This window comes from Dorea chungnamensis (assembly GCF_039832125.1).
Classification (GTDB): Bacteria; Bacillota; Clostridia; order Lachnospirales; family Lachnospiraceae; genus JAFBIX01.
The window spans coordinates 24,936-37,709 of record NZ_JBDOHT010000009.1 but is presented as its reverse complement, the minus strand read 5'-3'; the positions used below and the strand labels follow the sequence as shown (position 1 = coordinate 37,709).

Genomic DNA, 12,774 nt, shown 5'->3' with positions numbered 1-12,774 from the left:
AGGAGAAAAAGAAAATGGCTAGAGTAGCGTTGGAAGACTGGAAGGAGCAGATCCGTGATCCAAAGATTGAATGTATGAGCAGAGACGAAATGCGGGCTCTGCAAAGTGAGCGGTTGGTAAAGCAGGTAAAGAATGTATATGATAATGTGGCATTCTATCGGAAGAAAATGGATGAGATGGGGATTGAGCCTGGAGATATCAAAGGAATTGAAGATATTAATAAGCTCCCATTTACGACCAAGGAAGATCTGAGAGATAACTATCCGTTTGGGCTACTTGCAGTTCCACAGGAGAAGATTGCCAGAGTGCAGGGAACATCTGGAACAACTGGTAAACTTACCTTGGCATCTTACACACAGAATGATGTAGATGTATGGGGAGAATGTGTGGCAAGAGCACTTACTATGGCAGGCCTTACAGCTGCAGACCGTCTTCATATCTGTTATGGATATGGACTGTTTACCGGTGGTATGGGACTGGATCTTGGTGCCCGTGCACTGGGCTGTATGTCAATTCCAATGTCATCTGGTAATACAAAACGTCAGCTGATGTGTATGGAAGACTTTGGTGCAACTGCATTCGCATGTACGCCTTCTTATGCATTATATCTGGCAGAAGCAGCTCAGGAGGCGGGAATCGTTGACCGTTTGCAGTTGAAGGCAGGTATTAATGGTGCAGAACCATGGACAGACGAGATGCGCTTGAAGATTGAAAGTGGTCTGAATGTTAATAGTTTCGATATCTATGGACTGTGTGAGATTACTGGACCAGGTGTCGCTATGGACTGTATCCATCATAAAGGACTCCATGTATACGAAGATTACTTCTATCCAGAAGTTTTGAATCCGGCAGATCAGACAGCATGTGCAGATGGAGAGACTGGAGAACTGGTATTTACGACTCTTGCGAAGGAAGGTATGCCACTTCTCAGATATAGGACCAAGGATCTGACCAGCATCGATCACAGTCCTTGCGAATGTGGAAGAACACTCCCAAGAATTCAGAAATTTACCGGACGTACCGATGATATGAAAGTTATCCGTGGTGTCAACGTATTCCCAACTCAGGTTGAGGCAGCACTTCTTTCTATCGGCGGCGGCGTAGCACCTCATTATATGATGATCGTGGATAGAGAGAATAATCTGGATGTACTTACTGTTATGGTAGAAGTGGATGAAAAATACTTCTCAGATGAGATCCGCAAACTGGATGAACTGAAGAATAAAGTGGCAGCAGTTCTGAAACAGGCACTTGGAATTGCAGTAAGAGTTAAACTTGTAGAGCCTAAGACTATCCAGAGAAGTGAAGGCAAGGCAAAACGTGTAATTGATAACAGAGAACTGTAAAAGGAGGAGTATAGAATGGGTATGAGTAATACAATTCAGCAGTTGTCAGTATTTTTGGAAAACAGAGAAGGACGTCTGGATGAAGTGTTAAAAGTCCTGGCAGATAATGATGTCAATATTGTTGCACTAAGTCTGGCTGATACATCCGATTACGGAATGCTTCGTATGATCGTGTCAGATCCGAATAAGGGACGTGCAGCTTTGAAAGAAGAAGGAATTACAGCGATGTTAACGGATGTAGTTGCTCTTCGTGTTCCACATGCAACAGGATCTCTTAGCAAAGCAATGCATCAGATCGTAGATGGAGAAGTCAATGTTGAATACATGTATGCATTTGCAAATGGAAGTGATGCTGCAGCGGTAGTAAAGAGTGATGATCCGGCAAGAGTTATTGATATTTTGAAGGGCAGTGGATTTGATGTATACAGTGCGGATGAAGCATATACCGCAAACCAATAAAAGAATCCAAAGGAAAAACTAGAATGAGCATAGACAGAAAAAAAATAGCATTATCCATGCTCCGGAATTCACAAGTTATATACGTCATCATGTCTCAATGTACACATCTGCCTTATGTGGCGTGTGACACTGAGACATATGATGACGAGATTTTCGTTTATTTTACCGAAAAAGAAGCGAAAGAAAAGGCTGGTCAACTGATAAAAGAAAAGAATCCGGTGCAGATTTTAAAAGTTGAGAATAAGAGCTTCTTGGTATTTTATACAAGTCTCTATTCAATGGGAGTGAATTGTCTGGTAGTGGGTGATGGTACCTCTCAACGAACCGCAGTACAATTAGATGAATTTATTCATAGACATTCGGTTGAGAAACTGCCAAAGGGGCAGGTTCGTGTGGAAAATCCTGAATTTCATCTGACAGCAATTTATTTTGTACAGGAACTGCGCAAGCAACAGAATTCCGAACAGAATGCAGAAATGACAAAAGAATTGAAAGAACTCAATGATGAGATGCTTGTGCATTTCAGGGAGGGACGATTTATTCTTGCAACACAAGAAGACAAAGGGATTCCAATCTTAAAACAGAAGGATGGCCAAGTATATCAGCCGCTATTTACGGATATACAGGAATTTCAAAAATTTAACCGAGAAAATAAGTTCAAGGCATTAGTGATTGATTCTGATAAAATCGTAAATGTCCTTTCAAAAGAGAGTGTTGGCGTTGTAGTCAATCCTTTCGGTGTGAATGTTCGATTTCAAATAGCGAGGAAAGATATGAAAAAGACCAGATAACTTTAGTTATCTGGTCTTTTTCATAATCTTCATTGCATGTATAGCTTTTAGATATCTAAATTAAAGTGCGAATTTGCATATATAAAAGGTACATTCAATATGTGATTAATTCAAATTAAAGCTTCGTTACATTAACAGCCTGAGGACCTTTTGCGCCTTCGGTTATGTCGTATTCCACAGCTTGTCCTTCTTCAAGGGTCTTAAAACCTTCCATGTTTAAGCCGGAATAGTGAACAAAAACATCGTTGCCAGATTCATCAGAGATAAATCCATAACCCTTTTGGTTATTAAACCATTTCACTGTACCTTTCATCATTGCACCTCCATTTAATCTTATTATGAAAAAATCTATAAATATATTTTATAAATTTTGCCATATTAGATTAGCACATATTTATAAAAGAGTCAATGCATTTAAAATTATTTTCAATATTTTTTACAAAAAGTGTCGAAAAAAATTGTTACATGTATCATTTTTCGGTATAATAATTAATAGATATTTTGCATGAAAGAATTGGAAATGTTGAGGGATAACAGTCTCTTGACGAAATGAACGGAAGCGTGTAAAGTATAATTGCATGATTGAAAGCTTCTATAGCTGTAAATGAAACGTAGAGGGAAAAAATATGATTACATTAACGGGGAAAAAGGTATCTGAAGGAATTGCTATAGGTAAACTATCTTTTTATAAAAGAGATTCAAAAGAAATTCGTCGCATCTATGTGAAAGATGTTGAGAAGGAAGTGCAGCGTTTTCAAAAAGCTCGTCAGAAGGCAGTATTTGAATTAGAGAATTTGTATGACATGGCGTCAAAAGAAGTAGGAGAAGCAAATGCCGCAATTTTTGAGATGCAGCAAATGATACTGGAAGATCAGGAATTAAAAGATAAAATAACGAATATCATCGTAGAGCAGAAGCTGAATGCAGAATATGCAATTCAGAGTGCAGTAGAAAGTTTTCTTTCGACAGCATCGACAAGTGAGAAGTCTTACATACAAGGGCATGATGCAGATGTGAAGGATGTGGCAAATCGAGTTCTGCGTATTCTCTCCAGAATATGGAAAGATAAGATGCTGACGGATGAACCGTTTGTTCTGGCAACGGGGGAATTATATCCGAGTGAAGCTGTTCAGCTGGATAAGACAAAGGTCCTGGGATTTGTAACAAGATATGGAACGATTAATTCTCATACGGCAGTTTTGGCACGAACCAAAGGGATTCCTTCTGTTATAGGACTTGGAGAAGCTTTGAAAAAAGATTATGAAGGAAAGACCATTATTGTAGATGGATTCGAAGGAAAGGTCTATATTGAACCGGATTATACGACTATCACAAAGATGAAGCAGAAGCAAGATGCTAACCATACACATGTACAGAATCTGGAACGCCTGAAAGGAAAAGAAAATATTACCCAGAGCGGTCAGAAGATAGATGTCTGTGCGAATATCGGAACAAAAGAAGATGTCGAAAATGTATTACGCTGCGATGCGGGAGGAATTGGCTTGTTCCGCAGTGAGTTTCTATATATGGAAAATGGAACGAAGCTTCCGACGGAAGAGCAGCAGTTCCAGGTATATAAGCTGGCAGCTGAATCTATGGGGACTAAGAAGGTAGTTATAAGGACTGCAGATCTTGGCGGGGATAAGTTGGCAGAGTGTCTGGATCTCGGGGAAGATGATAATCCGGCAATTGGATATAGAGGTATTCGTGTATCGCTGGATAAAGAAGAGATATTTAAGACACAGCTTAGGGCAATCTTAAGAGCTTCTGCGTTTGGTAATATTTCTATTATGCTTCCAATGATCACATCGATTGAAGAGGTGACGATGGCAAAAGAAATGATTGGAAGAGCCAAGAAGGAACTACGCAATGAGAAGACAGCATTCAATGAAGAAATTCCAATCGGTGTCATGATTGAGACACCAGCAGCGGTTATGATTAGCGGAGAACTGGCGCGGGAAGTTGATTTCCTTAGTATCGGGACAAACGATTTATCACAATTTACGCTTGGTATGGACAGACTGAACAGTAAACTGGAAAGATATTATGATCCACATCATCCGGCATTGCTGAAGATGATTCGTATTATTACAAATAATGTTCATCTGGAAGAAAAACATATCAGTATCTGTGGAGATCTGGCAGCGGATTTGGAGATGACAGAGTATTTTATTCAGATAGGAATTGATGAATTATCGGTGGCTCCGAATCAGGTACTTAGCCTTCGCAAGAAGATAAGGGAAATTCAATAACATAGAGAATAAGAATCACTGTAATGTCACAAGATATTTGCAGTGATTCTTTTTTGTTCTAAATTCATTTACTTTATCCGGTTATTTTGCTAGAATAATATATGTTATTAATTTGTCGAATGAGAGAAACAAAGGAGGAGAAAGATGTTAGAGAAGTTTTTCAAATTAAGTGAAAATGGTACAGACGTAAAAACAGAAGTCGTTGCTGGTATTACAACATTTATGACGATGGCTTATATTCTTGCTGTAAATCCAAGTATTTTATCTGCAGCAGGAATGGATCAGGGAGCTGTCTTTACAGCAACGGCACTTGCCTCTTTGATCGGTACATTGTTGATGGCCATTTTTGCAAACTATCCATTTGCATTGGCACCTGGTATGGGATTGAATGCATATTTTGCATATACAGTTGTCCTGGGAATGGGATATAGCTGGGAGATTGCACTGACAGCGGTATTTGTAGAAGGTATTGTGTTTATTATACTTTCTCTTACGAATGTACGTGAGGCGATTTTTAATGCTATTCCAAAGAATCTGAAGGCAGCAGTCAGCGTTGGTATTGGTTTGTTTATTGCGTTTATCGGTCTGCAGAATGCGAATATTGTAATTGGAGGTGCTACACTTCTGCAGTTATTTTCATTGGATGAGTATAATGCAGTGAATGGGGTAGAAGCTACATTTAATGACGTAGGAATTACGGTTATTCTTGCAATTCTTGGTATTCTTATTACTGGTATTCTTGTTATTAAGAATGTTAAGGGCAATATTCTCTGGGGAATTCTGATCACATGGGTTCTTGGAATCGTTTGTCAGTTTGCCGGTTTGTATGTCCCGAATCCAGAATTAGGATTCTATGGATTGCTTCCAGACTTCAGCGGCGGATTATCGATTCCAAGTATTGCACCGATTTTTGCAAAAATTGATTTTAGCGGTATTTTCTCTTTGAATTTTGTTGTTGTTATTTTTGCATTTTTATTTGTAGATATGTTCGATACAATCGGAACTTTGATTGGAGTATCTTCGAAAGCAGATATGCTGGATGAAGATGGGAAGTTACCTCGCATTAAAGGAGCACTTCTTGCAGATGCGGTTGCTACGACAGCAGGAGCAGTTCTTGGAACATCTACGACAACAACATTTGTTGAGAGCGCGTCTGGCGTATCTGAAGGAGGAAGAACAGGACTTACAGCAGTAACCACAGCAATTTTGTTTGGCCTTGCATTATTCTTGTCACCAATCTTTTTGGCAATTCCTTCATTTGCAACAGCGCCGGCATTGATTGTTGTTGGGTTCTATATGTTAACGAATGTTGTAAATATTGATTTTAGTGATATTGCAGAAGCTTTGCCATGTTATATCTGTATCGCATCAATGCCATTTTTCTATAGTATTTCTGAAGGTATCTCTATGGGAGTTATCTCATATGTAGTACTGAATGTTGTAACAGGAAAGACAAAAGAGAAAAAAATCAGTGCATTAATGTATGTGTTAGCAGTATTATTCATATTAAAATATCTGTTCTTATAAGATAGAAGCGAAGAAGAATTGCGGGGCCATAATATGGGAAAAGAGTATTTGGAGATGCCGATTGTAAGAGCGATTGCTGCTGCCAGAGAAGTTGGCTGGGTGAATCCCAAATTACAATCATGGATTGAAGCAAAAGATACACTTGGAATCACGATGGAAGATATTGACGATGCAGAAGCGAGACTGCAGCGCTTCGCACCGTTTATTATGAAGAGCTTCCCGGAAACAATAGAAACAAAGGGAGTCATTGAATCTGTCTTGACACCGATACCGGCAATGCAGGATTATCTGAATGAAACCTATGGAGATGCCATTCAGGGAAAACTCTTTTTGAAGCAGGACAGTCATCTTGCTGTTGCAGGTTCCATTAAAGCCAGAGGCGGCATCTATGAAGTTTTAAAGCATACAGAAGAACTTGCATTGGAGGCAGGATTGATTACGCCAGAGGATGACTATTCAAAACTGGCTTCAGAAGAGTGCAGAGAATTTTTTGGTCTGTATACGATACAAGTGGGATCTACGGGCAATCTTGGTCTGAGTATAGGTATAGCCAGTGCGGCTGTAGGTTATAGAGTAATCGTGCATATGTCAGCGGATGCAAAGCAGTGGAAAAAAGAGCTGTTGAGAAGTCATGGTGTACAGGTTATCGAGTATGACTCTGATTATAGTGAAGCGGTAAAAAATGGGCGAAAGGAATCAGACGCGAATCCGAAAAGCTATTTTGTAGATGATGAAAATTCAAAAAACTTGTTCCTGGGATATGCAGTCGCGGCAAAAAGATTGAAAGCACAATTGGAAGAACAAAAGATTGTTGTGGACGAAAAACATCCTTTGTTTGTATATATTCCATGTGGTGTAGGCGGGGCTCCAGGAGGAATTACTTTTGGATTAAAGGAGCTTTGGGGAGATAATGCACATGTTTTCTTTGTGGAGCCGACACAGGCTCCGTGTATGCTTCTTGGAATGACAACGGGACTTCATAATGCAATCTGTGTACAGGATGTTGGTTTGACAGGTATTACACATGCAGATGGCCTGGCGGTAGGCCGTCCCTCAGGTTTTGTCGGAAAGGTAATGGAACCACTATTAAGTGGGGAGTTTACAGTAGAAGATAAGTGGTTATATGAATATATGCGTGCACTTTGTAGGACAGAGGATATCTTTATTGAACCAAGTTCTTGTGCAGCATTTGAAGGTCTGTTAAAATTAATGCAATATGAAGAAACCAAAAAATATGTGGAAATACATCATCTGTCTGAAAAGATGGATCAATCGTCACATATTGTATGGGCGACAGGAGGAAGCCTGGTGCCAGAAGAAATTCGGGAAGAATACAAGAAGACATATCTTGATTAGAACAGGGAAATATAAAGAAAAGCGTATTCAGAAAAATGAATACGCTTTTCTTTATATTAGTTAGAATAAAGTTTTAGATAACATCTTCACGACGGATATAACCAGGATTATCAGGTGTTCCGATAATCTCTTTTGCATGAATAATCTTAGCATGCTTGTCAACTACCTGGCAGTCAATGGTGATATCTTCGCCAATCTGTGTGCCTGGTAAGATAACACTGTTTTTGACAACAGCCCCTTTCTTGATTATACATCCACGTCCGATTACAGAATTCTCAATGGTACCTTCAATCAGACATCCATTGGATACAACGGAATTTTTAACATTTGCCGTTTCAAAATACTGTGTTGGGCAAGAGTCGTTTGTTCTGGTATATACCGGCCAGTCTTCATCAAACAGAGTTGTTGCTGTCTTAAAATCAATCAAAGAGATATTTGCATTGTAGAAACTGTTCAGGTCTGTAATAGATGCAAAGAATCCACGATGGGAAACGCCACGTACATCCAGTTCATTACATGCATAATTAATAGTATCTGCTAATGTATACATGGAAGAAATAGATTTTGCTTTTTTCACCAGATCGATAAACAGTTCCCTTTTCATAATATATGTATCCATGAAAATGTTTCTGTTTTTTGCAGTTCCACGGTTTGGTTCCAGGGACAATACACCTTTCTGTCGGTTTAAATTCAAAGTATTACAATTCAGGAAAGAGTCCTTGGCATTGTCTACAGAATGATATAGTAATGTAATGTCTGCTCCAGAATCAATGTGTGTCTTAAGCAGAGTATCAAAATTAGCAGAATATACCATATAACTTGGGGCAATAATTACATAAGGATTATGTGCCCGTTCAATACATTCCATATTTTCTGAAAAAGCAGCGATATCAGTGTTATATAAATCATTTTCTGCTTTTGGGTCAGAGAACAGGATATGTAATTTACCACGCTTGGAGTTGATATTATAGTGACGTCCAGTTCCAAGGTGTTCGGTTAATGAACGCGGTTTTCTTCTAATGTATACTTGAATACGGTCAATTCCACTATTGCTCATGTTAGAGATAGGAAAGTCGATCACACGGTATCTTCCTAAGAAAGAGAATGCACCAATCGGGCGATAGTCCTCCAATCCATTTACCCAGATGTGATTTCCGGAAAAATTAACAATACCTAATGCATCACACATATTATTCTACCCCCTTTACACGTTTTGCAACAAGCTCAATGTGTTCGCTGTCAGCGCTTCCGACAACAGCGCCTTTTCCAATCTTAATTCCGTCAGCAACAAGTGCACGTGTGACAACAGCACCTTCTTCAACTTCAACGCCTGGCATCAGTACGCTGTCAATAATCTTGGCACCTGCTCCGACTTTTGCACCGGTAAACAGGACAGAATTCTTTACTTCACCTTCGATTCTGCAACCCTGAGTAATAAATGCACGTTTAATTGCGGCATCAGGTCCGATATAATGAGGCAAAGTTGTAACATCTTCCGTATAAATCTTCCATGTCGGATCATTCAGATCAAGCTCGTTATTCTTGTCCAGAAGATCCATATTTGCTTCCCACAAAGAATCGATGGTTCCTACATCTTTCCAGTAACCTTTGAATTTGTAAGCATAAAGAGTTTTATTATCATTCAGGAGCTGTGGAATGATATCCTTACCAAAATCGTGATTAGAATCTGGATTCTTCATGTCAGCAACCAACAGTTTGCGAAGCAGCTTCCAGTTAAAGATATAGATACCCATAGAAGCAAGGTTGCTCTTAGGATGCTCTGGTTTTTCTTCAAACTCTACAATACGTCCGGTTTCATCGGTGTTCATGATTCCAAAACGGCTTGCTTCTTTCATTGGAACTTCGATTACAGCGATAGTTGCGTCTGCATTATGTTCCTTATGAGCTGCAAGCATTCTGGCATAATTCATCTTGTAGATATGGTCACCGGAAAGAACGAGGAGATATTCCGGTGAATAGGTATCGATAAAGTCAATATTCTGAGAAATAGCATCTGCAGTTCCACGATATACATCCAGATTGGCATCTGCTTTCTCACGTGGTGGAAGTACATATACTCCACTGTCTTTTGCATCCAGACCCCAGCGACCACCGGCAGCTACGTAACTGTTCAGCAGAATAGATTCATACTGTGTCAATACTCCGACAACATCAATACCGCTGTTTGCACAGTTACTTAATGGGAAGTCAACGATGCGGTATTTACCACCATATGAAACGGCCGGTTTTGCAACTTTGTTGGTTAATTCATGCAAGCGAGACCCCCGACCACCAGCTAAAATCATCGCTAACATATTGTTTTGTTTCATAGTGAGTCCTCTCTTTCCATTTGTGTTACATGTTATAAAATATTATACAATTTTTTGTGAATTCTTTCCATATTTTAAATCAAAAATATGCAAAATTCGTAAAATTTTTTTGATTGAAATGGAATATCTGAGAAGGATTTTCAAATTAATGTGTAATTTAGAGATTTGCATAAAGAATTGATATCTTGAAGTTGATTATAATTTCAGATATACTGACAATTAAAATGAGAATTAAAAGAATAGTGGAGAAGAAAAAGTATGAATTTACAGACGATGGAGCATATTATCAAATCTTATACCGATAGAATCCTCTTGAACGATATAGGATTTAGTATTAGCGAGAATGAAAAAATCGGAGTGATCGGAATCAATGGAATGGGGAAATCAACTCTGCTGAAAGTTGCAGCTGGTATCGAACCTTATGATTCTGGAAAAATCAGTATGAGGAGCCAGGTTAAGATATGTTACCTTCCACAGACTCCGGTATTTGAAAGTGGAACGACCGTATTAAAAGCAGCAGTAGAAGGAAATATCGATGAATTGAATCAATGGACCGTCGAAGCAGATGCAAAAGCGATGTTAAATCAGTTGGGATTTACGGAATATGATGAGAAGATAGAGCATATGTCAGGTGGTCAGAAGAAGCGGATTGCGCTAGTAAATGCACTTTTAACATCCGCAGATATCTTAGTGTTAGACGAACCTACAAACCATTTAGATAATGCAATGTCTGAATGGCTGGAAGAATATCTGATTCAGTTCAGAGGAGCAGTTTTGATGGTCACACATGATCGTTATTTTTTAGATCGTGTTGTAAATAGGATCGTAGAAGTAGATAATGGAAAATTATACAGTTATCCAGGGAATTATTCAGAATTTGTGCGTTTAAAAGAAGAACGTCAAAATATGGCACTTGCAACGGAACGAAAGCGGAAAAGCCTGCTCAGAACAGAATTGGAATGGTTAAGTCGGGGAGCAAGAGCAAGAAGTACCAAGCAAAAAGCTCATATTGACCGTATTAAAGCAATGCAGGAGATTCAGGATATTCAGGAGGAAAAGAGAGTTTCCATGAGTTCTGTTGCTTCACGGATGGGGAATAAGACGATTGAACTATCTGATATTTCTAAGTCATATGGAGAGAGAATCTTAATTAAGGATTATAATTATATTTTTTTGAAAAATGACCGAATTGGCATCATTGGTCCTAATGGCTGTGGAAAGACAACGCTTCTTAAGATTATCAATGGAATTGTCCGGTCAGATACAGGGACCGTAGAGATGGGACAGACAATCCGGGTAGGTTATTTTTCACAGGAAAATGAATATATGGATGATTCCGAGAAAGTGATTGATTATGTAAAGGAAGTCGGGGAATATATTACGACTCCAGAAGGAAAGATCACTGCTTCACAGATGCTGGAGAATTTCTTGTTTGACGGAGCTATGCAGTGGTCCAGAATTGAAAAGCTTTCGGGAGGGGAGAAGCGGAGACTGTATCTGCTTCGTGTGCTGATGAGCTCTCCAAATGTCTTGATTCTGGATGAGCCTACCAATGATCTGGATATCCAGACGTTGACAATTCTGGAAGATTACCTGGATCGGTTTGACGGAATTATCATTATTGTATCTCATGACAGATATTTCCTGGATCGCACGGTAAATCGAATTTTTTCATTTGAGGGAGAAGGAGAGATTCGTCAGTTTGAAGGAGGATATTCAGATTATCTGATTCGTAAGGAATTAGAAGCTGTTCCAGAAGAAAAAGTGTCTGCCGGAAAAGCCGAGAAAGCTGATAAAGATGCGAACAAAGACGCATGGAAACAGCATGAAAAGAAAATAAGATTTACTTATAAAGAACAGAAGGAATTTGAATCTATTGATGATGATATTGCAGAATTAGAAGGGAAAATCGAAAAACTGGATCAGGAAATTGCACAGAATGTAACAAATTCCGCCAGATTAAATGAGCTGTTGAAGGAGAAAGAACAGATAGAGCAGGCATTGGATGAGAAGATGGACCGCTGGGTATATTTAAATGATCTGAACGAGCAGATTAAGCAGTTACAATAGATTTTGTAACGATAAATCAGGCAAGTTTTGTAAAAATCTTCTTACATCAAAAAATTGAGCATGATATAATATTTATGTATCAGAGACTAAAAACAACTCCAGACAGGAGGTAAATATGTTTGAGATAGGAGATTACGTAGCACATTATAAAGAAGGTGTCTGCGAGGTAACGGCCGTTGGGAAATTGGATATAAGTTGCTCAGATAAGAAGAAAAAATATTATACATTGAAGCCCTTATATGATGCTGGCGGAACACTTTATACACCTGTAGATAATGAGAAAAATCAAATCAGAAAGATCATAACAGAAGAAGATGCACATGCATTAATTGGCGATATGCCTAATGTTGACACTCTGTGGGTGCCTGATGAGAAGCGAAGAGAAGCATTATACAAAGAAGCATTGTTAAAAAATGAATGCAGGGAATGGATCGCAATCATCAAGACTTCTTATCTGCGTAAGATGAAGCGTCTGGCATCTGGTAAGAAAGCAATTAATGTCGATGATAAGTATTTGAATATTGCAGAATTTTTCCTGTATGGAGAGTTGGCAGTGGCTCTTGGAATGCCAAAAGAAAAAGTGAAAAGCTATATTGTAGAACATATAGGTTCATAAGAAATAAAAGACTGCCTGAATCTGTTT

General features: G+C 38.9%; 11 protein-coding genes. 8 read left to right on the top strand and 3 right to left on the bottom strand.

Annotated features, from left to right (window positions below):
• The first annotated feature begins 14 nt into the window (after positions 1-14).
• From ABE613_RS09330 to ABE613_RS09320, 3 genes are read left to right on the top strand one after another with little or no spacing between them, the layout of a single operon-like run.
• Positions 15-1,346, top strand: coding sequence for a phenylacetate--CoA ligase family protein (locus tag ABE613_RS09330; protein WP_235233297.1), 1,332 nt, complete (start codon positions 15-17; stop codon positions 1,344-1,346).
• Positions 1,347-1,367: 21 nt separating this feature from the next.
• The gene (locus ABE613_RS09325) at positions 1,368-1,805 is read left to right on the top strand and encodes an ACT domain-containing protein (RefSeq protein ID WP_235233302.1); all 438 of its coding nucleotides are present in this window, start codon (positions 1,368-1,370) and stop codon (positions 1,803-1,805) included.
• A gap of 23 nt (positions 1,806-1,828) precedes the next feature.
• Complete coding sequence (locus tag ABE613_RS09320; protein WP_235233298.1) at positions 1,829-2,596, top strand: SseB family protein; 768 nt, start codon at positions 1,829-1,831, stop codon at positions 2,594-2,596.
• Positions 2,597-2,711: 115 nt separating this feature from the next.
• Here ABE613_RS09320 and ABE613_RS09315 read toward each other — a convergent pair whose 3' ends face one another.
• Positions 2,712-2,909: a cold-shock protein gene (locus ABE613_RS09315; protein WP_328282612.1), complete on the bottom strand. Its 198-nt coding sequence runs from the start codon at positions 2,907-2,909 to the stop codon at positions 2,712-2,714.
• Between the two features lie 313 nt (positions 2,910-3,222).
• On the opposite strand from ABE613_RS09315, the gene ptsP reads away from it, so the two are divergent.
• The 3 genes from ptsP (at position 3,223) to dsdA (ending at position 7,731) form a co-directional block, all read left to right on the top strand.
• On the top strand, positions 3,223-4,848 hold the full coding sequence (gene ptsP, locus ABE613_RS09310) for a phosphoenolpyruvate--protein phosphotransferase (protein WP_235234110.1): 1,626 nt from the start codon (positions 3,223-3,225) through the stop codon (positions 4,846-4,848).
• Positions 4,849-4,992: 144 nt separating this feature from the next.
• A complete protein-coding gene (locus tag ABE613_RS09305; RefSeq protein ID WP_347376222.1) occupies positions 4,993-6,375 on the top strand; it encodes an NCS2 family permease in 1,383 nt (460 codons plus the stop codon).
• Between the two features lie 33 nt (positions 6,376-6,408).
• Positions 6,409-7,731: a D-serine ammonia-lyase gene (gene dsdA, locus ABE613_RS09300; protein ID WP_235234108.1), complete on the top strand. Its 1,323-nt coding sequence runs from the start codon at positions 6,409-6,411 to the stop codon at positions 7,729-7,731.
• A gap of 73 nt (positions 7,732-7,804) precedes the next feature.
• Here the strand turns inward: dsdA and glgD are convergent, their stop codons facing one another.
• The gene (gene glgD / locus ABE613_RS09295) at positions 7,805-8,920 is read right to left on the bottom strand and encodes a glucose-1-phosphate adenylyltransferase subunit GlgD (protein WP_347376221.1); all 1,116 of its coding nucleotides are present in this window, start codon (positions 8,918-8,920) and stop codon (positions 7,805-7,807) included.
• A 1-nt stretch (position 8,921) separates the two neighbouring features.
• Positions 8,922-10,061 (bottom strand): glucose-1-phosphate adenylyltransferase, encoded by a 1,140-nt coding sequence (locus ABE613_RS09290; protein ID WP_235234106.1) that lies wholly within the window; start codon positions 10,059-10,061, stop codon positions 8,922-8,924.
• 258 nt (positions 10,062-10,319) lie between these two features.
• Here ABE613_RS09290 and ABE613_RS09285 point away from each other — a divergent pair, with 258 nt between their 5' ends.
• Both ABE613_RS09285 and ABE613_RS09280 read left to right on the top strand, forming a co-directional pair.
• Positions 10,320-12,131 (top strand): ABC-F family ATP-binding cassette domain-containing protein, encoded by a 1,812-nt coding sequence (locus ABE613_RS09285; protein WP_347376220.1) that lies wholly within the window; start codon positions 10,320-10,322, stop codon positions 12,129-12,131.
• A 115-nt stretch (positions 12,132-12,246) separates the two neighbouring features.
• Positions 12,247-12,747 carry a CarD family transcriptional regulator gene (locus ABE613_RS09280; RefSeq protein ID WP_347376219.1) on the top strand — a complete coding sequence of 167 codons (501 nt, stop codon included), beginning with the start codon at positions 12,247-12,249 and terminating at the stop codon, positions 12,745-12,747.
• Positions 12,748-12,774: the final 27 nt, after the last annotated feature.

Bases quoted from the DNA above. Each gene is read 5' to 3' on its own strand.
- ABE613_RS09330 (WP_235233297.1), top strand. From the start codon at position 15: ATGGCTAGAGTAGCGTTGGAAGACTGGAAGGAGCAGATCCGTGATCCA.
- ABE613_RS09325 (WP_235233302.1), top strand. From the start codon at position 1,368: ATGAGTAATACAATTCAGCAGTTGTCAGTATTTTTGGAAAACAGAGAA.
- ABE613_RS09320 (WP_235233298.1), top strand. From the start codon at position 1,829: ATGAGCATAGACAGAAAAAAAATAGCATTATCCATGCTCCGGAATTCA.
- ABE613_RS09315 (WP_328282612.1), bottom strand. From the start codon at position 2,909: ATGAAAGGTACAGTGAAATGGTTTAATAACCAAAAGGGTTATGGATTT.
- ptsP (WP_235234110.1), top strand. From the start codon at position 3,223: ATGATTACATTAACGGGGAAAAAGGTATCTGAAGGAATTGCTATAGGT.
- ABE613_RS09305 (WP_347376222.1), top strand. From the start codon at position 4,993: ATGTTAGAGAAGTTTTTCAAATTAAGTGAAAATGGTACAGACGTAAAA.
- dsdA (WP_235234108.1), top strand. From the start codon at position 6,409: ATGGGAAAAGAGTATTTGGAGATGCCGATTGTAAGAGCGATTGCTGCT.
- glgD (WP_347376221.1), bottom strand. From the start codon at position 8,920: ATGTGTGATGCATTAGGTATTGTTAATTTTTCCGGAAATCACATCTGG.
- ABE613_RS09290 (WP_235234106.1), bottom strand. From the start codon at position 10,061: ATGAAACAAAACAATATGTTAGCGATGATTTTAGCTGGTGGTCGGGGG.
- ABE613_RS09285 (WP_347376220.1), top strand. From the start codon at position 10,320: ATGAATTTACAGACGATGGAGCATATTATCAAATCTTATACCGATAGA.
- ABE613_RS09280 (WP_347376219.1), top strand. From the start codon at position 12,247: ATGTTTGAGATAGGAGATTACGTAGCACATTATAAAGAAGGTGTCTGC.